Here is a 23,007-nt window from a genome sequence, read left to right on the forward strand (position 1 = left end):
GTTTGCATACAGGCCCTAGTTCAAGTTCAAGTACATTTTCAGTATGATCATTCTTCACAAATTTCTTGCTACGTAATAAGTCTAGAGTGTGAGTATCCGCATCATTCACCGCAATCCCAAGGCCTTTTTCATTACTAAAAGTAGCAATGGCATATTCCAGTATATCTTTTTCCAATTCTCTATACCCTTGTTTAGTTGCAAAAAATGCTTCGCCGAAATAATGGTCATAAGTTGTTAAACCTACTATCTCGTCATTACAATACCACAAGCCAATCTTATCCATGAAGTCACTATTAAAGTCAGGATGAAAAAACATCCATTCCCACCTTGCCCAATTCCAATTTATATGTTTACGGTCATCCTTTGATAATCCAATCAAAAATTCACAAACTTTATCATAATAAGAATTATCGAAGTTTCTAAAAACAATTTTCATTTCAATCCCCCATAAAACAAAAAAATTTACGACACAATAAAATACTAATGCTTTTCAAAGGCCATACATAAATTATACGCGCATTTCCAATCGTTAGGGGATAAAGTTCAATTATAACTGAAGTAATCTACTCCGGTAGCCATTCACGAAACGCCCCAGACTTTTGGCGACAAGAACATCAGTGACGACGTAGTGACATCAAGAGTCAAACCTGCCTCAAAATCCTCCAATTTATCAAAAACCTTCTTTAGCCATTCCTCGTCCAACCATAAATTGGGATTTCTCATCTCTCTTTCCGCAGGATGACCTGTGGCAAACGTATCCACGCCGTCCTTACTTCCAAAGTAGAAGTCCACAATCTTTAAAGAATTATTTTCGGCGGTAATCAGCATTTTACTTCCCATTCCTGAACCTTCAAATTGAAATGCCAATTCAAGATAGCAAAAGTTATCATCTGTATGTTGTAACTTGGCTTGTTTAAACTCATTTTTCAACCCGTAATTTATAGAATTTCCACTTTGTAAATCCTGTTTTTGCGTTATCTCCAACATTTTATCTGCGAATTTTCGTAGGTTCTTGTTCGAAATATATTTTTCAAATAATACTTTTTCTTGCTCTGCAACTGCACCGTTAAATAAGTTTACAAATGCCTTCCCAAACTCTATAATCGTTTCGTCATCTGCCTTACTAAGATGTTCGCCTTGAATAGAAAAGTCTTGATTTGCAAGTTGGTTTAGTATATCTTTTGTCTTTTTCTCGAGGGATGCCTTACTGGTTTCAGCTGGAACTGATTGAGTTTCTTTGCTTAATGCTTTGTCTTTTATATCATGGGTTTGTTTGCATCCTGTGAGTGCCACTAGCGAAGATATCATAAAAATCAATATTGTCTTTTTCATATCAGAACCTCAATTCATCAAACATAAGTAAACTTTACCCCACATAATTCTAATCTTAAGCAATAGTGAATCCGCTGCGTGTTTGAAACATGTTAAGGCTAACTAATTCAAATTGTTTCATTGTTCCTCCTTATATAAAGTTTTTTCGGCTATTTCTTAAAACGTTTCAGTATCCATGACCCCTCACTGGATTAAGGCACTATAACGCCGGATCCAACCGAAGAGCAGATACAATGTTAGAGGATGTTATTGCCTTCTTCGAATTTGATTTTTTAATTGATCAATTAAGTTAGTTACTTCCTTTGGTGTTTTAAGTATTATTATATTTTTTTCTTTTTCATATTTTTTTAATTTTTCGAGTATTCCTGGTCTTTTATATTTTCTGAAATTCCACACCCATTTGATGAATTCCCAATCTAATTGCTCAGGACATCCCTCATTCAAATCAGGTCTCGTTCTTCCATGGTACTTGATTCTTCGTTTAATGACTCTATAAGTAGTTATCCACGGAGGTAAATCAAAGAAAATTATTGTATCTGCTCTCGAAATTCTGAGATCTATTGTTCTATTATAATTTCCATCAATAATCCATTCATCATTTTGAATAAGCTCTCTTTGAAATTCATCCCATTCATGATTAGGGGTTGCAATCCATCCAGGTTTCCAATAATACGCATCTAAATGATACAATGGTAACCCTAAAACTTCAGAGAGTTTACTTGAAAATGTAGATTCCCCTGATCCTCCAGAGCCAATTATCATTATTCTCTTCATTTTGTTCTCCTGGTTATTAATGGTTAAAGTTACTTCATATGATGCAATAATTTCCTCTAACGTTCCTGTTTTCAAGACGCGAGCCGGCCTTAGATAGCTCCTATCTTAGGTCGGCTCGTGTGTCGTCTGAGTTATCTTCCATGATTTATACATCGGACGAGCAAGGGGATGTAGGCCCCACAGCGCGAATGCTATGTAAGGTGATGCCCCTGCTCTCCTCAGAATTAGCGAAAGAAGTCTTTACATCCCCCGATCACCCGACTACAGCTTCCTCGCTTTAAAAATTGCTGTTAACGGAACCATTTGCGATTTTTTGTTCCAATCACTAAGTTCGCCTGTTAATTGCAAAGTTTCGTCGTTTGTCTGTTCAATCAATTGCTCAATTACAAAACCTGCCTTCGCCAAGGTGTTCACGTAAGTTGATATTTTTCGGGAGCAAAGTAAAACATTTTTCCCGTCAAGATCTCGCTCAGACCATGTTTCATCAAAATAGCTATTTTTAAAAAAGGCTCTTCCTTCTTCAAATGCCACGCTCATATGGATAGGATGCGACCAACTGAAAATAAACACACCATCCTTTTTCAAATATGATGCAACCCTATTAAATGTACCCTGTAAATCCGTTGTCCATCCAATTGCATAAATTGAATAAACATAATCAAAATAATCGGATGGTAGTCCGTGTTCCTCTTCCATTGCCCCACAAATCAGCTTAGCTGTATAGCCACTTTCTGAAAGGCATTTCGCTGACTTCTCAATTTGGTTTTTAGAAATATCTATTCCCCATAGCTCAGCGGCCTTGTTATTGCCATGATATTTAAGAGATTCACCGTTGCCGCATCCAATATCTAAAAGTTTTTTGCCTGCTACATCACCAAATAAGTTTAATTCATTTTCCGTTAAAGTATTACAACCGTAATAAGGCAGTACAATTGCTTCTAAAAAATCATTACCGTTCTCGTCCCAATAAATCTTATTCGTGTTATGTATATTGCTAAAAGTTTTGTTCATATGATTGCCTCCACGTAATATAATGATCTTACTTCACAATCTGCTCCTCGAATTGCCTCTCCCGGACCAAGTGGCCTTCAGCGTTGAATGCGATGTTACCTGAAGTCGTCGATTCTTTGATAATCGTTATTAACTTCTCTGAAAAGCTTGTTAAACAAATTCTCTTCTACAAAGTCAAAGACCTTTGTCAAAGCAGTATGAATCTTTGTCATAACCATTATGTTCATAAAAGGCATGGGCATCTGTGCGTTTGACTCCGCTACATAAGATTATGGTTGAAACCCCTTCCCTTTTGGAATAATCCTCCACATATTTAAGCAGTTTTGGCCGCTTGATCAAGCGCTGCGGCATGCAACGACGGAATGCTGGCTATGCTGACGGAAGACTACGGCCTGACTGCCTCGGAAGCAAGCCTACTCCTGGGCCAGGCTGTGGAATACGAGGTGGCCAATGTGTTCAACCCCGCCTACAGCGTCGTATGTAAAGTTCCAAAAGCCGTGCTATTCATGCTATAAATGAACTGTTTATCTGACAAAATGGCGTTCGCTCAACGGTATAGAGCCGGGAGCGATCGCCATTTTGCTCTGATATAGCCGGGCAATTATATCGATTCTCGTATCGAACATGGGCGCTGATATGATTGAAGACTTCAGTATCGTTAATCTCTCCGTTTGACCAAGAAAATCACCGGTTGCGTATGACGTTCTCAAATATAAGATCGCATCATTCGCATATTGTATTCAATTAAAATTATTCCCCCTTTTCCTAGCTAGAAAGTGCTTAGAAAAAGGGAATGTATTTTGCTTCAAAAATGCTTATTATATACGTTGATAAGTCGAACATATGTTATCGCTTATAGTCAGGCTGTTCCAGAGTAATAGGATTCGGATTGCTGAGTACCCAATGCACTGCCAGTTCGCACAGTCTCGCAGGTTCATCACTACCATTTCCGTTGTGAAGTTCTTTCGCTAATGTTACTGCCTCCTGAAGTGAAACGGGATTTAATGGTGTACCCAAGCTAAAGTAATGAATCAAACTATTAAGCATTTTACGATATTGATTATCCCAGTTAATACCGCCATTATCTAAAATTTCGTATGACACTTTACCAGTAATCCGGATAACCTCCCCCTGTAGGGTTTTCGCATGTCCTTTTGAAGGGATAAGTAAATTCCAGAGTTCATTATGTTGTGCCTGCCATCCCTTTGTTGATACTGTTATTGAAGAGGCGCCGTCGTGCGTCTTTCGCTTCTCTACTGGGAGAATATCAAATAGCTCATATAGATGTAAAAGTGCCTCATCGGTTTGATTCAAATATTCTTTATTAAAACCTTCTCTGTGAAATTCAAAGTCATTTCCGATTCGCTTAACAGAATCTTTCATTTCCGGCGTTACAGTTGTTCCATCGTTAAGCAAAATATCGGCAACTTCCGCCATATTGACAATATCCGCGTTTTTGCACAATGCCAAAGCTTTTTCTAATGGAGTCTGTTTCATCTTATTTTTTGCGCTGATATTTGCGCTTTTAGTAACCAATGTGTGAACCGCTTTTGGTTTAAATGAACCTGCGGCGGCAAATAAAGGTGTCTCGCTTTGATAATCAGTGGCTTCTATATCTGCACCCAAATCAAGCAGCAACTCCGTATTACCACACCAACTCATTGCATGTTTGTGCAAAGGCGTTGCTCCGTAATTATCTCTAGCATTTATATCAGCACCCTGTTCCACGAGCCAGCGAACCAATTCATTCGGTACTTGGTAAAAGCTCAAGGCTGTTGATTTACTGTAACCGCCACGGGCATCCAATTCACATTGGTTAAACACCTCTTTTAATGCAGATAGCTCTCCTGCTTCAATGAGCTCATTAAAATTTTTCGGTAAGGTTTTTCTTTTCTTGCCCATATGTACTTTCTCTCCTTACGTCAGAGTTAATAAATTTCCCATCACCCTATAAACTCTATATTTTACCATCTTATTAATTTTTGTTGTTTCTTACAAGGTTCTTCGGGCCCCACCGATAACAAAAAAAAAGAACCTCACACAAGTTGTATAAACTCATGTGAAGTCTCTCTTCTACTTCATGTTTCCTACTACTTTCACTCTCAGTCTCGTCGCATTTCCCGGATGATAAGCCAGCGGGGTTTCTTCCACTTCCACGAGCTCCACCGTAGCCGGATCAGCGCCAGCCAGCACCGCCTGCTTCACGGCTTTTTCTTGCGCATCTCTTAATGATTCCTCACGTGGCTCTGTAGAATAGATGTAAATTTGCTCATATTGTCCGCTGATTTGGGCAATACACGCCCCAATGGCGTTAGCCACGCCCCCGTTCTCAGGCTTGATCATATGGGATACCCCGCGAATGGTGTCCGGGATCACGACACTGCCTCCACCTACCAAAACAAGCTCAACGTCTCCCGACGATGTCTTCATTTTATCAATAGCCTGCTCAATGATGGTTGCAATTTCAGCTTGCACATTTTTAGCGAAGTCTTCATCCAGATGCGCTACCAAGCTCTTATCCCCGACATCCGCGAGACCCAGCCGAACGGCAATGTCTGTTGTAGTCAGTGTATGCCCGCCAAAGACCAGCGCTTCCTGTCCAATCTTGTATCCTACGCTGTCGGGGCCAACCGTAATTTTGCCGTTCTCCGAGCGCACAATGCTTCCGCCGCCCAACCCAACGGAGATAATATCCGGCATGCGGAAATTCGTGCGAATATCGCCAACCTCGACCGCAACCGAGGATTCTCTCGGGAAGCCGTCCTGCAAAACCCCGATGTCCGATGTCGTCCCGCCCACGTCGAGAACCATCGTATCTTTGATCTTCGCCAAATAAGAGGCACCGCGTATGCTGTTCGTTGGCCCGCATGCAATGGTTAGGATCGGAAATTGTTTAGCGTAATCGATCGACATTAAGGTACCGTCATTCTGGCATAAAAACACCGCTGCGTCTGTGATGCCTTCTTCTTCTAGCGCCTGCACAAACCCTTGGGTTGTCGTTTCTATAACCTTGCACAATGCTGCATTGAGTATGGTCGCATTTTCCCGTTCGATTAAACCGACCGAACCGATCAGAGAAGAGCAGGAAACAGGGAATCCCGGTCCATACACTTGATGGATGAGATCACGAACCTGGAGCTCCTGATCATTTTTAATGGATGAAAACACCCCGATGACTGCGATGGACTCGACACTGCTCCGCCATTCCTCTAAAAGGGCTGTAATTTCAGCTTCATCGACTTCTCCAAGCACTTGGCCGTCATATTCATATCCTCCATGAACGAGAGCATATTTACCCGACAGCTTCTGAACCATATCCTCAGGCCAGGACGTGTACGGAGGAACGGAAGCCGTTGCCGGGTAACCCAGACGAATGACGCCGACTTGGGCCAGCTTTTTACGTTCAACAATGGCATTCGTGCACTGTGTTGTACCTAGCATGGCATGCGTTATTTGGGTTTTATCGATATTCGATCCCTGCAGCAGATTCCGGAGCGAGGTTTCGATACCCGTTTTAATATCCAGGCTTGTCGGTGATTTTACCGCATGAATCAAATGATAATTCTCGTCTAAAATGATGGCATCCGTATTGGTGCCGCCTACATCGATCCCGATTCTATACATTCTCAGCCACCGCCTTTTTCACCAGTTCCTCAATAGCAACATAATCGTAATCATACCCGAAGTATCTTGGTCCTGCCGTCTGGATCCCTTTTTCCGTTCTCCACTTTTCATGCGCAGGCAGTCCGACCACCCGTACGCGCTTACCATATTTCAGGCTCTCCGTGGTCACTGGCAACAAGGTTTCGTAATCGACCAGACAGATTAAATCCGGGGTGATCGCAGCGACTTGACCGTTCTTTTCGGCAACTAGGTTTTCATTTTGAAAATGAACCTTCATCTCTCCGCCTTTAAACGCCTCGATTCCTTCGAGATGCATTCGTCCAAGATTAAATCCGCCCTTGGTTTCCCGGATGACATCCACGATTTTACCTTGGAAAAGTTCATAGCCGGACACAAGGTTCAGCAGTTCTTGAAGCTTATCGCCCGCGTCCCGATTCTTTGATGTAATGATTTCTCCAATCTGTTCGGAGAGGGTCACAATATGATGAACGCCGCTTTGCTTCATTTGAGCACCCGTTGCCGGGTACAGGCTGACTAAAGCACTGGCGCCCATTTCAACCGTGGCCACTCTGGCGAGCCGTTCCGTCCATTTATTATCAATGGTCTCAAAGATGCCGATGTTCCCTTTTTCATCCGAAATCGCCATCGGTGTCGCCGGAATGCCGTCCAGGTTAAAAGTGACCATTTGCAGCTCCGGGAACGCCCGCCCCATACCGTCACAGTCGATCAGAGGCAATCCCAGCTGCGCCGCAACGACGATGGGAATCATGGAGTTGACGCCTCCCGCTTCCATCGGAAACGTGCCGGCGATCTGTTCTTTGCCCAAGTAATTCGCTAGTTTTTGAAACACCTTAACAAACTCGTCCCCTTTAGGGAATTTCTCCACTAATACGGAAGGCGCCCCCATCATCGCGGCCGGAATGAAAAAGTCCTCATCCTTAATCTCATCGGCTGAGCATAGTTTTACAGGTCCAAACTTCTCAATGGCCGAGAGAGCCATCAATTTTCCGATATAAGGGTCTCCCCCTCCGCCGGTTCCCAGAAATGCTGCGCCGACGGCGATGTTTTCAACAGCTGCTTTATCTAAATATCTCATCCATTATTCCTCCAATATAACTGTCTTCTGAGCCGATAAACGATAGCCTGCATAATACACGACAAAAGAAATGACAATCCCGATCAACGGCTGATTCGGTACCTGCGGCAAGCTTGGGAACAAGGATAACACAACAGGGGTACTAGCGATAACCGCGCCCAATAGCCAGGAAACGACGCCCAGTGTATTCACGCCTTCGACCTCATGCCAGCGGCGCTTATCCCCTTTGCCAAGTACCCAGTAAGATGCGATCATCACGCCTGCAACCGGCGGAATCATGGCCGACAGGATGGACATGATCGGAGTAAAATAGTTCAGTATACCGACGACGGCCAATACGGTCCCCATGGTTCCCGCGATGCCGACGGCCCATTTCTCTTTTTCCTTCGATACGTTGAACACGTTAATGAGAGCAAAACCGCCTGAAATAGCGTTCACGAGGTTCGTCTTCCACGTAGCCAGGATCAAAACCACGCCGCCAACAAACGGAGTCGTGATGCTCAAAAAGGTTGCTGTAATATCGCTGGCTTGGTAAGCAATCGTCAGGACAGCTCCTGCACCGATCATCAGCAAGCCTGCCGGAACAATCCCGAATAGAGCGGCTTTCAGGACATCGGACCGTTTTCTTGAAAATTGCGAATAATCTCCCGCGATGACTGCACCCAGGGCAAATGAACCCAGCGTTATCGCCAGCCCATCCGTAAAGGTCATAGCTCCCTCAGGCTTATAATTCTGAATGATCTGCAGGGAGTCACCGGTCAAAGCTTCGATAAGACCAAATATGCTGATTCCCACCAATAAAGGAACGGCAATATAGCTGATGACGCGCAGCACTTTAACGCCATATATCGCCGAGACCACCATCACAAGACCGCAGATGAGAGAAGCCAGCGGAACCGGGACACTCATTCCACCTACGGCTAACAAATTGGCCAAGGCCGCACCGCACACATTCGCCTGAATTCCGAACCATCCGAGGCACGCAATGGCGAGGATGATCGAAAGAATCGCCCGAGATCCTTTTTTGCCAAACACCTGACCTGCAACCTGAACCGTCGGCCTTCCTAAATCCGTGCTTTGAATACCCTGCAAAATCATGAGCAGCACAATAATGGAATAACCTGCTAACGTGACAAGCAATGCCTTCGATAGTCCCATGCCTGCAATAAGCGCATTTCCTACCAACAAACTCGGGATGCTGATTACCGCGCCAGCCCAGATGATCCCGAGACTGAACCAGGATTGATGCTCTTTAACGGCTTTCATATGATCCCCCCAATCCTGTTCGTTCGAATATTGTTTTCTTATTGTAAAAGATGAAGTAGGTCAGCGTCTTTTTCAGAAAACAAAAAAAAGTCCGATGTTTTTGTCTTATTGGACAAAACATCGGAACTTTTTAGTTATGGATGAGACGGTAGACCATGCAGGCGGTATAAACATCGTACGATTCCGAATTGATGGTCACATCATATCCTATGAGCTCGCAAACTTTTTTAATGCGATATTTCACCGTATTTTTGTGGACGAACAACAGCTTGCTGCAGTCATCCATATTCCCCTTCGCATCCAGAAGAAAAGTCATCAGGGTTTTCAATGCGTCTGGGTCGTCCATAATTGGCTCTATGACGGACAAGCATTCTTCAGTGATCTCTTCCCCTTGTTTGCTGAGGTCTATGGCCCGTTTCATGGAACGGACTTCAGCCGCGGTGTATAGTTTGCGGTTATGATAGATGCGGTGAACCTCTTTAGAGACTCCGTTTACGAGCTGGTACATTCGGCGTACGTCCTGTGTGTTCCGCATTCTCGGAGAATATACGATGCTTGATATGTCAGCGGTGAGACTCGTGGTTTCGATATATTCCGCTGCGATTTCAAACTCATTGTATTTATATGAACAATTCCCTAGCAACACGACAACGCAGTGATCGATCGTTTGAATGACCGCGGTTTTATAATATTGCGAGAGATGCGCTTTTAGGTCTTCCCTTATCCTTCTTTCCTCCGACAAATCCCGAATGTAAACGAGCCACATCATTTGGATGGCGGAAACGTCAATATAGAGCAAACTGGCCAATCTGCGCATTTTTTCGCTTTCATCATTCACGATGGCTTTAACCAAAGCGTATTCGCTGACCTCGTTATGCTTATCTCCCCACAAATTGATGGCCACCTGCACCACCTCGCTGATTTGATCCATCGTCTTCGGAGGCAGCTTCGTATTCTCTTTAATGAGAAACAGGTAAAGGACCTCCCCGTTTTTTTGATGAACACGTTTGTATTCAACAAAGCAGGTCGAATCCAGCTCTCCTTCTCCCATTCTGCCGTTCAAAATGGAAGGCGCCATGGACCGGATTAGATTCGCAACATCGAGCGATGAATTGCGCGGCCACATGACACGATTGATGATATCCAGGTTGCTGTTTGTCAGAACGATGTTCGCTTTCATCCGGTCCGACAGCAGTTTAAGGGTAATTTCCACGCTCCGCAAATGTTCCGGCAGCAGCGAGACCTTTTCCAGTGATTCATTCACGAAATGCTCATTCACATTCTGATTGCTTACGATTGCCTCCATGACTTCATAAATGACTTCGTTATACCTAAGCGAGTAATCGTTTCTCGGCATGCAAATGATAATAAAATTCAGAGATTCGGCCAGCTCGAGCACTTCATCGGCTATATCTGGCATGATAATGCCAACATAGTACAAAATCAATCCCACTTCACCAAGGTCATGCAAATATTGAACCGTTTTGCATTGCTGTTCCACGCTGTCCTTAATGGAATAAAAAGAGCTAATGACCAGCTCTTCGGCATACCACTCTTCTTGAACGGTTTGAATAATTTGCGAGAAGAAATTGACATCCGCCACCTCTAAAACAGATAAAGAGGACACGGTCTGATGAAGCCTGCTTGTTCCAGTGACCACCTGAGCTCCTCTAAATGAAGGCAGCTGCAGTAAATCTTTAACGGTTACCCCAATTTAACCACCACTTTTTTGTTCGATTCAAGCTGCTCGCATAACGATGCAGCCTAAGATAGGCTTCATTAATATTAGTATAACCCTCGTTATGATAAGCAACCAAGTAAGTTCCTTGGGCAACTATGAAATTTTTTGCATACTCGGTCGGGTCGTGTAGCGTCCCGAGTCAGCCTCAGAATAATACTTCTAACGACCAAGGGAACGTAAGCTACCGCAGCGTGAATATTATGTTATGAGATGTCATTGACCACTTCGAGTTAACCCCAAAACATTCCGTTATGCCCTTCGTCCACAATCTTTAACTGTATTTCAAAATCTTCATTCGGTTCTATATCATCTATGAAATGCCATTTCCCTTTACTGTCTTGCCAATATATTTTCCATTCATTCTCATCCAATCTGAACTGAGCTACTGGCATCTGCACCCATTGATCGCTTTTGTATCCTTGTCTTTCTTCAATCAATGTCACGTGATTTCCTCTGATCTTATAACTGATTCTAATCTGGCTTTTCACATGTTCTGGTACTGCATTTTGGGTGTATTTGTCCATGATTTTCATAATCCGCTTCTTCGTAAAATCATCCATGGATTCGTCTCTCCTGCCCTTATCGGTTTTGCTTTGATTATATCACGATGATGTCTCATATCGTTATTGTATCTACGAACCCGAGATGCTTAAAAGAGCACCAGCGACTGGGTCCGACGGACTTAGCCTCACAGGGTTGTTCGCTGAATCCACTTCTCTGCTTACCTCTTCTTGCGAACCAAGAGCCGAATGGATCGTAGCGTAGATACGTGTTATATGGAATCTGCGCCATCCTCGAGTTTACTTTCATTGACTCGTTATCCAATCAACAAGTTTATTTATTATTTCCTTTGAATCCCCGTTCATTCTATATTCCTTTTCATGACTAATAATGATCCCCAATTCACGAATATCAACAGAGTAGTTATTACTTACTCCATCCTTTTCCCTATAATCGACTGTCATGATAATTACATCACCAAACCCGCCTCGAAATGTATTAAATTTTCTAGTGTATGTAATCGCACCTAATATTTGAATTACCTCATCAAAGTTTATCCCCTGATCTTTGGCAAACAAGTATTCAGTAGAGTTACCATTAGAAATATAAATAACATGAATCCTCTCAATATTATCCGTATGTTGTAATACATTTTGAATCTTTAATGGGTAAGTGAAATAGAGGATTAATCCGAGTATAGACAAAACAAAAATTATGATTAATATCCGTGATACTTTGAAAAATCTCCTTAGTCTTTCCAGGATTTGCACCTCCTTTTTTGCGTTGATTTCACCTAACGTTATCGTATTCACGACATCGATCCCCCTTAGATAGCTCCTATCTTAGGGGGATCGATGTGTCCGGCTGAATCCACTTCCTGCTGCTGAAATCCCTCTCCGAATCACATCTAACTTCGTGCCGGACCGATGGCTAATGCCTGATGCGTGAATATAGTGTTATATGATGTTAGCGCCTTCATCGAACCTCCACACCATTAGTTCAGTTTGATTATACTTTTGCTTCTATGATAATTTCCCCTTCTCCAGAAGGTATTTCAAAACCCTCTAGGAATGAAGATAATATTTCTTCTGTTATTGTAAATGTTGCATTTGCATCGAATCGCTGGCTCCGAATACGAAGTCGTTCACGTAATTCATTAGGATGAACTTTCAAATATATAAGTTTCCACACTCCTCCTCCATCTTCAATTAACTTCTTATATTCATTTCGTCTCTTTCGTTGCCAAAAACTGAAATCGACAACCACATTGCGCTTTTCATTCAAAAGATTTACTAGTTCATTACGCAACTTTAACTCGGCTTCAACTTTTAATTGCTCATACATTTCAATTGGGTAGTCAATTCCGTAACGACCATGTGTAGCCCATATTTCTTCATCAATGGAAAGACGTACAAAACCTCTCTTCTCTAATCCTTGAGCCAATGTTGTTTTTCCTGATCCTGCTACTCCACACATCATTGCTACTAATGGAGCGGAAATATCTGCTTGGTTAATAAAATCATCTATTTCAAAATTGTCATGCAATTAATATTCTCCTTTCATCCCTGAGTCAAGTTAATAAACAAAAAAGTCTTCATTATATCTATTGTTTAGAAATTGATTTTTATTGATTTGCGTTGATTTCCTATAACGTTCCGTATTAACGACGTCCGACGTAGTCTCATGTGTTCGGCAGCCTCTGCTCCCCTTATATATTATTAGACGAAGAGAGGGCTAATCCTCCATCTCCGACAGGTTGCTTCTCTTGGCTTCATTAAATAATACTTAGTAATGCAAGTGTCAGATTGTCACATTATTGAAAACCTATTTTTCGTAATTAAGGTTTACAATTGTATCAAATCCACAAACTTTCGTTCCATCTGCCTGCGAGCCTCATTATTATGCAGAATGCATTGGTACGCAAAAAGGCAGCTTCTGCTTTACACATCGCTGCCTTTTTGCTTATAACTTTTTTCCAACGGACCTATCGATCGTTATCTACATAAAAATTGCGGTCGCCGATTTGGATATACTGCGAAATCGGCTTTCCATCTTTTCACGGTTGGACGAAGAATACGATTGCTCAGTTTTGCCGTCCGCAAATTTGAGCAATCGTATTTTCGGAAATGCTGTATGTTCTGCGCCGCTTACGCCCCACACCCCTACGTTTAATCAAATTCAGCATCCCATCTCTGCCTTGGTCCGTCCTAACATCCCTGGGGTTCCGCATCGCTGGAGCTTAATTCATACAAATGATGTTCAACCTTTTATACCGCTAAATGTAATGCCGCTAATAAACGTCTTTTGAAGAAAAAAGAACAAAACAATAATAGGTAATGTCATCAAGGTGGATACGGCCATTAATAGACCCCATTCGGATCCCTTTTGACTCTGAAATTGCTGCAATCCAAGCGAAACCGTGTAAGATGGTTCATTGGTTAAATAGAGCAAGGGGCCCATGAAATCAGTCCAGCTCCCCATAAATTGAAACAATGCCACGGCTAAAACGGCGGATTTGGCTAGTGGAAACATGATCTGTAAATATATGCGGAACTCACTAGCGCCGTCTAAGCGGGCCGCTTCGCGCAGGGCATCAGGCAGTCCCATGAAAAACTGTCTCAATAGAAAAATGTAAATTGGCACTCCAAAAAATTGGGGTACAATCAGTGGAAGAGATGTTCCTACCCAACCTAATTTAGTAAACAACAGGAATAGAGGAATCATCGTCACCTGTCCGGGAATCATCATAACAGCGAGGGTAACAAAGAAAAGTATGCCTCTCCCACGGTACTCTAACTTGGCAAAACTATATGCAACCAAGGGACAGGATATGATCACACCAAGCGTACTAACGATTGTTATAATCGCCGTGTTTTTCAGATATGTCCAGAAAGGGATATACTCAACGGCACGGGAATAATTACTCCACAGAATTGGATGCGGAATCCACTCTGGTGGGAATGTAAAGACTTGTGTGAGTGGTTTAAGAGAAGTCGAAAGCAGCCAAATGAACGGAATAATGAAAAATGCAGACGCAACAATTAGACATAAATAGGCTAACGCACGATTGATTCTTTTGATAGCGATAGGATTCATCCCTTACTTCCTCCTCCTTATTTCCCTTGATAATGAACCCAGCGTTTAGACGTAATAAAAATAATTCCGGTTAATACCATAACTATAATAAATAAGATCCAGGCCATTGCGGAAGCATAACCCATTTTGAAATACCTGAATCCGTTCTCATATAAATACATGACGTAAAAAGTCATGGAATTTGCAGGAGTTCCTTGCCCTTTGGTCAACGTATAGGGAAGCGTGAACTGTTGGAATGCACCGATCATTCCCATGACCAGGTTGTAGAAAATAACGGGAGTGAGCAAAGGCAGGGTTACCTTTCTCGTTTTCTGAAACCAGTTAGCTCCATCGATTTGCGCTGCTTCATAGTACTCATCAGGGATGTCTCCTAATCCAGCAAGGTAGATGACGACGGCTTGCCCAATACCCCAAAGCGACATCAAGATGAGTGAAGGCTTGGACCAAGCTTCACCACCAAGCCAAGGAGGCCCATCGATACCGAAATGCGCTAACATCCCATTTACCAATCCGAAGTTTGGATGTAACAGCCACATCCACAGAACAGCCAAAGCCACTTGTGGCACAAGTGTAGGTAGGAAAAAGATCGTTCTGAATACAGCCATCCCTTTGACCTTCATATTCAACATCATAGCGAGTGCCACACCAATAAATATACTTAATGGAACAAAAAATACGGTAAAATAAATCGTGTTGTTTATGGATTTCCAAAACAAAGGATCATGGAAAAGATCTCTATAATTATTCATTCCGACAAATTCACCAGGCTGCAGAATGCTATAAGTAGTGAAGCTGAAGTAGATGGACATTAGCATCGGAATTGCATAAAAGCATAGCAGCCCTATAGCCCAAGGTGAAGCAAACAGCCACCCAATCACGTTAGTTCTGCGGAGTGCTCGTTTCCTTGCCGATGGAATTGCGTTTACTTGAACTGAATCGGCCAGTTTCGCCATGTGCATTCTCCTTCCAATTGTCATTCATTAATAGGCAAGGAGAGAAAGGTTCGCTCCCTGCCTACCGAGCACCCTATTTGTCGTATTTTTCTAAAGCCTTATTAACAGTCTCTGTTACTCTATCCAGGTTCTCTTTCGGAGTACCGTTACCGCGGGTAGCCTTTTCCGTTGCGGAAGCTAACTCATTCCACAGCAGTTGTCCTTCAGGAATAACTGGGCGGTTATGTGAATTGGGTAAAATATTGATAAATTCTTTCATAATCGGATCGTCCTTGTAACCGTATTTGTCGTTAACCGAATCGATAACCGAAATTTGAGAGTCAGCGTTTAATAACGTTTGCCCCTCTTCTTTCCCTAAGAATTCGAGGAATTTCCAAGCAGCAGCGACGTTCTTGGCGCCTTTAGGGATAATAGCGGACCCTCCTCCCGACCATGTCGTAAAATTAGTACCTGTTGGGGTCGGTATTGGTGCAACACCGTAATTTAAATCCGGCTTAAATTTTTCGATACCCTTCACCGTAAAGTTTCCACTTATCTTCATGCTGATTTGACCGGAAATGAACGGATCCATTTCCTCCGAGCCAGCTGCGCTTGTGAATCCGGCAATATCCTCGACATTGTATTTTTTGCCGAAGTCGGTCATCCATTGCAGCGCTTCAACGACTTTAGGATCATTTGCGGTAATTTTGCCGGTGGCAGCGTCCTGGAATTCTCCTCCAAATGCCCATCCCCAAGTATATAGCCAGCCTTGCGAATACCATGGGATGAACCCGATCCGTTTGAAACGTTTACCTTCCTTGATGGTTAACTTTTCGGCGGCCGCTTCAAGCTCGGCGATCGTTTGTGGTGGTTTGTTGGGATCAAGCCCTACTTCTTTGAAATGATCCTTATTGTAAAATAGCAGGCGAGAGTCCGTATCCATCGGCATTGCATAAAGCTTTCCTTGATAACTGGACTCCTCCCAAGCAAATGGATAATACATTTCCTTACGAATTCCGGATTCTGCTGCCATCGAGGATAGGTCAGTCAGAGAACCTTGCGCAGCCCAAGTACCGACTTTAAACCGGTCGAAAAGTGCAACGTCAGGAGGATTGCCGCCTGCGACTGCAGTCAGCAGCTTCTGATCGGATCCCTCGCTGGATTCCGTATAAACCAATTTCATTTTGATGGTAGGGTTTTTCTCCTCAAATGCCTTCACGACTTTATTCATATTATCTAAATCAATTGAGGTAAGACCATGCCACATCGTAACCGTTGTAATTCCCTCTCCCGCCTGGTCGCTTGAGCCTCCCTTCGTTGAGCAAGCGGTTACAAGTAATAACATAGCCAGAAAGTAAACAAGAATTGGAAATGCGAATTTTTTGGATCTCCTCATTCAAAGTCCCCCTTAGTTAAGTTAATTAGTTTACCTTGAATTCCTATAAAACTCACTTCATTTTTCTGATTCACATTTACATGTAGATAATAGAAACATAGTCATATGTAAGCGCTAACATTATTGGTGATATGAGCTATTAAAAACAGAAAATGATGAACGAAGTGAATTTGTTATAAGGAATCTATTGGTTATACTAAGTATGTTAATATACCATTGTGTGATGTGTCAATTGCAATATTACGACATAAAAAATCACGCTGCATGGCTATAATAACTTAAAAAAGTGCCGAAAAGCCCCTGGGGACTTCTCGGCACATTGAACAAGCGATATCCTTGCTTTTGTTGAACTGCAGTTCTATTACCCTATCCGTTACTTTTCACGATCATACGATGTTCAATGATGTTCAGCTCGGGAACTGCTGTTCCATGCAACTGAGAGATTAGCATATCCACTGCCAATTCACCCATCTGCTTCTCATCCTGCTCAATATGAGTGAAGATAGGTTGACCCAGGTGATCGTTCAGGGAGTCGAAACAAACAATCTCGAATTCCTCCAGAGATTTCCCCATCGAGTTGATGACCTGAGCCAGCATGGTAGCTATTAGAAATTCCGACGCGACAAACGCCTTTACATCAGGGTGTTGTGTCAAAAAATGCTTTACTGTTTCTTTATCACTTTCAATCGCTGTTCCGTTTATGTTCATGGGAAGGGTGCCCTTCAAGTTTGTCAATAAATAATCTTTGTTCAAGTTCATTCCTTCTTGGGTGAAGGCAAACGTATATCCGAGCAGCCTTTCCTCCAATGTTGAAGTGTTCTCTTCCGGCGGAGATAAAAAGGCAATCTTTTTATGACCTTTGTTAATCAGATGGCGCGTAAGATCCATGGCTGCTTTCTTATTGTCTGTGTAAACCGAACAAACCGGAATTCCTTTTAGATATCTATCGACCAAAACAATTGGAAACCGATCCAATACAAGACGAAGCAGCTCCGAATTATAGTGTTGACCATGAATGGGGGTCACGATTAATCCTTTGATGCCTAAACGAATAAATAAGTCGATCGCGCGTTTTTCCTCATCCCGATCCCCGCAAGTTCGCTTGATAATGAGTTGATAATTGTGCTCAGCACTCCGTTTTTCCATCGATCTAAGAAGTTGTAGGCCAAACTCGTCAGAAAAATTCGGTATAATAAACCCGATCAACCGCTTATCATCCTCCGGAACCAAGGTCGTTCTTACCTCTGAATAGTGCTTCGGTTCTTGTCCTCCAATTATACCATCGGCCACATATGAACCTTTTCCTTGTATTCGTTTGATAACCCCAGAATCCGCCAATTTCTCCAGAGCCTTTTTAGATGTAATACGACTGACGCCAAATTTTTCAGCCAACTCTTTTTCAGAAGAGACTCGATCTCCTTCTTTTAATCGGCCTTCTTTAATCTCTTGTACAATATAGATATATATCTGCTCGTATAAATGCAATTCCACAAAACCACCCTGACATCATAATATTAATATACTAAGTATATTACACAAGAAGTAATTCGCAAAGTTACTCAGATTACCGACGAATTCTGTGGCATGGAGTTTTCCAAGTCTACGGTGTCAGACCTCTGCATACAGTTAGATCCCATTGTAGGGGCATGGAATAACCGGCCCTTAGTCGACAGCCGATTCCCGTTTATCTTAGTGGATGCGATCGTTGTGAAGGTCCGTGAAGAAGGTCGAGTGCATCCTAGAGGAGTGATGATTGTACAGACGTCAATTCCGAAGGTTATCGGGAGATTCTAGGTTTAATGCTCGGTGATACAGAATCTGAAGCGAGCTGGGGCGAATTTTTTTGCCTCTCTTAAAAGCAGAGGACTTCGCGGAATGGATCTCCTAAATGGTTATTATCTATTATATTTCGTTCACTTTTTCACAATATTAGTGCTACATGACGAAACATTTTCCTTCATTTCCTCACCTAACATTTCAGCCTTTTATTTGCGGTTAAGTTTTACTATTTTCAGTTAGTTGATCAATTATCAAGTCAATGATTATGAAAAAACCAATTCTAGAGATTTTATCATTCCACTTCGTATCTGCCGAGTCCGTGTAGCAATATAAGTTATTCTTTGTATAATTGGACAACGTATTGGACTGGAAAGACGTCATACTAATCATGTTTGCTTTTTTCAATTGCACTTTTTGGGCTGATTCAATAATTTTTTTCGTGTTTCCAGACAGGGAAATGAAAATAACCATATCACTTTCTGTCACAAAATTTGTGAATAATTCCGATAAATTATAATCCTTGATAAAGATGCATTGTATACCAATGGATATGAGTAAATGTTCTAAATAGTAACCTGCAGCTTTACTCGTTCCTCTGGCCATAATAAAGACATTTTTTGACGAGCGAATCATCCTTGTACAATTTTCGAGGACATTAGGATCAACTAATGAAATCGTTTTAGAAATACCCTTTTGCAAACGATCTTTGTAAGAAGTTTTATGATTCACTGTTTCGATAATTTCATCCTTAACAAGACTGCTTAGATGATATTTTAATTCTTTAAAGCCACTATATCCCATTTTCTGAGCAAGGTTAATAATGACCGTCTTTGAAACAAACGTGGCTTCAGCCAAGTCATTAATTTTTAAATAAGGAATCAACTCTGTATTTTCTACGATATATTTTAAAACTTTTTTTTCACTCATTGTCATATCTTCATAATTTTCAAAATAGTTGAGCATAAATAGCTCCCCTCTTTTTATTAAAAATGTTTTATACGTAATTGGTAAACATAAAATTAAGCGTTTGTATGGATTTACATATTTTTATTGTAAGATAGGATGGCACTCTATGTCACGCAGCGGCTGTAAACTAAATGATTGGTGTGGTTATCATTCCTTTTTATCAACTAAAGTATATCAAATTAAAATAGCAACTAGCTATGGTGTAAATCATTGGTATTACAAGCCTATTGAAATCTATCTTGCACAAAAAACGAGAGAAGAAAAAACACCTTTTTCTTCTCTCGCGTATATTTTAGGAACACTCAGCCTTTATCATTCCTCTTTATATTTTTCAAAAATAGTTTGGGCTGTCTCTGTCGCTCTACCAGCTTCTAATTCTGCCAATTTAACGGATAAGCCAATATAATTTCTAGGATCAATCATTTCTTTTACTTCATCTTCTGAAAATTCACTGGCAATCTGTTCATTAGCTCGCAGATTTGTATAGAAATCTTCACCTTCGGCTGCAGTTTTCATTGCAATTTCATACATTAATGAATGTGCTTTATCTTTGCCTAGTTTTTTAGATAATTTCATCATCACATACTCACTATTATCTAAGCCTTTGTTGCGCATGACATTATGAAGCAAACGCTCGTTATGAACAACGATCGTCCGTGTTAATTCTTCACAGCGCAATAAAACCTCGGTTGTTAATTCTAAAGCTTCTTCTAAAATACCATCAAAAAGCATATATGAGCTGCTGTCGCCTTCATAAGGGCGTACAGCTGAATACATTCCTACACCAGGTAAAGAATATAGTTTTTGTGAATTGGCAATGATGCCTTTTGCTAATTTAGGATTAATTTTATGCGGCATCGTACTGCTGCCAACTGTCCCTTTGCTAAAGCCTTCAGAAACCTCTGCAATTTCCTCTAAAGTTGTACTATATACTTCTTCCGCCATTTTATGACAAACATTAGCTAAAAGAGACAAATTCATCATGTATTCAATTTTATGTGTACTAATATTTCTTGAAGGGACTTCCATTGGATACATTCCTACGAGTTCAGCCACTCGTTTTTGCACGTCTATTCCTACTTCTGGCATCGAACTGAAGGTTCCAACCGCACCGCCCATCATAATTTTAAAGACCCTTTTTTCCGCTTCAACCATGCGCTCGTAGCAAGCAATCAAATCACTAATCCAAACAGATACTTTATAGCCGTAAGTGATCGGTATTGCATGACGGCCATGTGTACGGCCAGGCATAACAGCATCTTTATTATCTAATGCCAATTTCCCAAGGTTTTCAAGGATTTCACCTATTAATTGCATAAACTTTTTATGAACATTTTTCACCATATAAAGTTGGGAACTTTGTTGGATGTTTTGCGTTGTAATCCCATAGTGTACATACTTGCCACTATCCCCAGGACATGCTTTTACTAAAACTTTTAAGAAAGGGACAAAGCCATGTCCAATTTTTCTATAAATGCAATCCATTTCTTCAAAATCAATATTTTCTGTTTTAGCCGCCTCTTTAATATCTTTAGCTGCTGACGCAGGGATAATACCGGCTTCTGCCTGCGCTTGTGCTAAGGCTGCTTCGAATAATAGCCATGTTTTATATTTTTCTTCTTGCAAAAAAAGCTGTTTAATTCCCCGATCATCCATTGTTTTACTTTTGGAATCATATAATGCTCTCATATAAATACCTCCAAGCATGGATAGCTATCTTAATTTTTCATCGACTGCATTTTTCACAAACTCAACTTGCGGCCCATATACAATATGGATATGTTTAGCTGATGGGAAGAAAAATCCTGTACAGCCTGATGTTTGTAATTCATCTTTGTTTACTGCACTGACATCTGCTAAATCAATCCGCAATCGGGTAATACAGTTGTCTACGTTTGTAATATTCGCTTTTCCTCCTAAGGCTTGAATAAGAATTTCCGCAATTTCACCGTAACGTTTCTCTCTGATTAATGTGTTATCAAGGTTTTGCTGTTCTTCTCTACCAGGAGTCTTGATATCAAACTTAATAATTGCCCAATAAAAAATGAAATAAGTGATAACTGCTAATATCGTTCCAATAAGTACTAAGAAAATCCAATTTGAACGTTCATATAATAATCCGAAAATAGCGAAGTCAAAAATAGTACCGCGGATGTAGCCAATGGCAACACCTGCGAACGACAATAATACTGCTCCAATCCCTACGATACAAGCGTAAACAATATATAATAACGGTGCTAAAAATACAAAAGTAAACTCTAATGGTTCCGTTACATTTCCCAATATTGCTGTTAACACCATTGTAATTAACATGGACTTAACAACAGCCCTATTTTCCTTATGAGAAGCTTTATACATCGCAGCAGCAATCGCTGGAAATAAGAATAACGTAACCAACATCTGTTGTTGCGCCATAAATCTCGAAAGTTTTGGCATTAGTCCCCAATATTCACTGTTCGGTCCTTGATTAAAGAGAACCTCAGTCATTGCTGGTACAACACCAACATACGTTTCCCCATTGATGACATAACTGCCACCAGCTTCCGTAAATCTAAACAGAACGTTCCATACATGGTGAAGTCCAAATGGGATGAAAAGCCTTTCACCTGCGGCTGTAAAAAATGGTCCCATACTGCTTAGAAAAACGACTGAAAGATGCATTAATAAACCGACAAAAAATGACCAAATAAATGGAAGAATAAAGCCGGCACCAATCATGATGCCTATTGTAATAATCGGTACCGATTTCTTTCCTGAAAAGAAAGCAAAAGCAGTGGGAAGCTCTAAATTATAAAAACGATCCGTAGCCCAAGCAGCAATTAATCCTGTAAGGATTCCTCCTGCGGCACTAATATTCATTGTCTGCATCCCTAAAACATTAATTTGTCCAAATTGCGTCATTACTTCTGGATCTGCCATCTTACCTGTTACAGTAAGCCATACATTCATCGTGATAATTAATGTTAAGTATCCAACTGTTGCGGCAAAAACGGAAATACCTTTATCTCTTTTACTCATACCATAGGCGACACCCATCGCAAATAATAAGGGAATATTGTTAAAGATGGCACTGGCAATCGTTCGAATACTAGTAAGAGTAGTATTTACCGCATCATTACCTAAAAAAGCAAACCTTTCAATCATATACGGTTGAACGAGTGCACCGCTTATTCCCAATATCATCCCAACAGGCGCTAGTACACCAATTGGCAAAAGCAGCGTTCGTCCAAACTTTTGAATTGAGTCACTCCATTTTTTCTTTTTCATGATACCCTCCTTGCTGATTATGTACACGTTCATCTTATCAATGAAGTACAGGAGGTGAAAGCGCTTTCGATTATTTCTTCATTACATAGGTAAGATTAATTGACCTAGGTCATTAGCTTGCTTAGGTTTGAAAACACACCCTAGATCTTTCCAACTGACAATTATTATTTTTAGTAAACTTGTTATCCGAGATAAAAATAGCCACGATTTACGTGGCCATAACTCT

18 protein-coding genes and 2 pseudogenes are annotated in these 23,007 nt (G+C 41.3%); 1 reads left to right on the forward strand and 19 read right to left on the reverse strand.

Going from position 1 to position 23,007, the window contains the following annotated elements; all coding sequences use genetic code 11:
- From J7E85_RS23285 to J7E85_RS23360, 16 genes and pseudogenes are all read right to left on the reverse strand, one after another.
- Positions 1-436: pseudogene (locus tag J7E85_RS23285) on the reverse strand (GNAT family N-acetyltransferase); the annotation flags it as partial.
- A gap of 143 nt (positions 437-579) precedes the next feature.
- Positions 580-1,332 carry a hypothetical protein gene (locus tag J7E85_RS23290; RefSeq protein WP_215161991.1) on the reverse strand — a complete coding sequence of 251 codons (753 nt, stop codon included), beginning with the start codon at positions 1,330-1,332 and terminating at the stop codon, positions 580-582.
- A gap of 246 nt (positions 1,333-1,578) precedes the next feature.
- Positions 1,579-2,106, reverse strand: coding sequence for a DNA topology modulation protein (locus J7E85_RS23295; RefSeq protein WP_215162063.1), 528 nt, complete (start codon positions 2,104-2,106; stop codon positions 1,579-1,581).
- A gap of 261 nt (positions 2,107-2,367) precedes the next feature.
- Positions 2,368-3,117 carry a class I SAM-dependent methyltransferase gene (locus tag J7E85_RS23300; RefSeq protein ID WP_215161994.1) on the reverse strand — a complete coding sequence of 250 codons (750 nt, stop codon included), beginning with the start codon at positions 3,115-3,117 and terminating at the stop codon, positions 2,368-2,370.
- 846 nt (positions 3,118-3,963) lie between these two features.
- The gene (locus tag J7E85_RS23305; protein ID WP_215161996.1) at positions 3,964-5,019 is read right to left on the reverse strand and encodes an ankyrin repeat domain-containing protein; all 1,056 of its coding nucleotides are present in this window, start codon (positions 5,017-5,019) and stop codon (positions 3,964-3,966) included.
- 171 nt (positions 5,020-5,190) lie between these two features.
- Positions 5,191-6,741 carry a hydantoinase/oxoprolinase family protein gene (locus J7E85_RS23310; RefSeq protein WP_215161998.1) on the reverse strand — a complete coding sequence of 517 codons (1,551 nt, stop codon included), beginning with the start codon at positions 6,739-6,741 and terminating at the stop codon, positions 5,191-5,193.
- Entirely contained in the window at positions 6,734-7,837 is a 1,104-nt protein-coding gene (locus tag J7E85_RS23315) for an S-methyl thiohydantoin desulfurase family protein (RefSeq protein WP_215162000.1), read from the reverse strand. The genes J7E85_RS23310 and J7E85_RS23315 overlap by 8 nt, the downstream gene beginning before the upstream one ends.
- A gap of 3 nt (positions 7,838-7,840) precedes the next feature.
- Entirely contained in the window at positions 7,841-9,103 is a 1,263-nt protein-coding gene (locus J7E85_RS23320) for a cytosine permease (protein ID WP_215162001.1), read from the reverse strand.
- 130 nt (positions 9,104-9,233) lie between these two features.
- Complete coding sequence (locus tag J7E85_RS23325; protein WP_483311339.1) at positions 9,234-10,763, reverse strand: PucR family transcriptional regulator; 1,530 nt, start codon at positions 10,761-10,763, stop codon at positions 9,234-9,236.
- Positions 10,764-11,074: 311 nt separating this feature from the next.
- The gene (locus J7E85_RS34220) at positions 11,075-11,404 is read right to left on the reverse strand and encodes a DUF3024 domain-containing protein (protein WP_251035982.1); all 330 of its coding nucleotides are present in this window, start codon (positions 11,402-11,404) and stop codon (positions 11,075-11,077) included.
- A 246-nt stretch (positions 11,405-11,650) separates the two neighbouring features.
- On the reverse strand, positions 11,651-12,157 hold the full coding sequence (locus J7E85_RS23335) for a hypothetical protein (protein WP_215162003.1): 507 nt from the start codon (positions 12,155-12,157) through the stop codon (positions 11,651-11,653).
- A gap of 196 nt (positions 12,158-12,353) precedes the next feature.
- Positions 12,354-12,890 (reverse strand): P-loop nucleotide/nucleoside kinase family protein, encoded by a 537-nt coding sequence (locus J7E85_RS23340; RefSeq protein ID WP_215162005.1) that lies wholly within the window; start codon positions 12,888-12,890, stop codon positions 12,354-12,356.
- A 714-nt stretch (positions 12,891-13,604) separates the two neighbouring features.
- Entirely contained in the window at positions 13,605-14,441 is an 837-nt protein-coding gene (locus J7E85_RS23345; RefSeq protein ID WP_076326400.1) for a carbohydrate ABC transporter permease, read from the reverse strand.
- Positions 14,442-14,458: 17 nt separating this feature from the next.
- Complete coding sequence (locus J7E85_RS23350) at positions 14,459-15,394, reverse strand: carbohydrate ABC transporter permease (RefSeq protein WP_215162007.1); 936 nt, start codon at positions 15,392-15,394, stop codon at positions 14,459-14,461.
- A 73-nt stretch (positions 15,395-15,467) separates the two neighbouring features.
- Positions 15,468-16,640 carry an ABC transporter substrate-binding protein gene (locus J7E85_RS23355; RefSeq protein ID WP_251035983.1) on the reverse strand — a complete coding sequence of 391 codons (1,173 nt, stop codon included), beginning with the start codon at positions 16,638-16,640 and terminating at the stop codon, positions 15,468-15,470.
- 495 nt (positions 16,641-17,135) lie between these two features.
- The gene (locus J7E85_RS23360) at positions 17,136-18,260 is read right to left on the reverse strand and encodes a GntR family transcriptional regulator (protein ID WP_215162011.1); all 1,125 of its coding nucleotides are present in this window, start codon (positions 18,258-18,260) and stop codon (positions 17,136-17,138) included.
- A 57-nt stretch (positions 18,261-18,317) separates the two neighbouring features.
- On the opposite strand from J7E85_RS23360, the pseudogene J7E85_RS23365 reads away from it, so the two are divergent.
- Positions 18,318-18,656, forward strand: a pseudogene (locus J7E85_RS23365) (transposase); the annotation flags it as partial.
- Between the two features lie 108 nt (positions 18,657-18,764).
- Here the strand turns inward: J7E85_RS23365 and J7E85_RS23370 are convergent.
- The 3 genes from J7E85_RS23370 to J7E85_RS23380 form a co-directional block, all read right to left on the reverse strand.
- Complete coding sequence (locus J7E85_RS23370) at positions 18,765-19,511, reverse strand: MurR/RpiR family transcriptional regulator (protein ID WP_215162013.1); 747 nt, start codon at positions 19,509-19,511, stop codon at positions 18,765-18,767.
- A gap of 315 nt (positions 19,512-19,826) precedes the next feature.
- A complete protein-coding gene (locus tag J7E85_RS23375; protein WP_215162015.1) occupies positions 19,827-21,203 on the reverse strand; it encodes a class-II fumarase/aspartase family protein in 1,377 nt (458 codons plus the stop codon).
- Between the two features lie 24 nt (positions 21,204-21,227).
- Positions 21,228-22,781 carry a PTS transporter subunit EIIC gene (locus tag J7E85_RS23380; RefSeq protein WP_215162017.1) on the reverse strand — a complete coding sequence of 518 codons (1,554 nt, stop codon included), beginning with the start codon at positions 22,779-22,781 and terminating at the stop codon, positions 21,228-21,230.
- Between the last annotated feature and the right edge of the window lie 226 nt (positions 22,782-23,007).

Source organism: Paenibacillus sp. ISL-20 (genome assembly GCF_018613005.1).
Taxonomy (GTDB): domain Bacteria; phylum Bacillota; class Bacilli; order Paenibacillales; family Paenibacillaceae; genus Paenibacillus_AQ.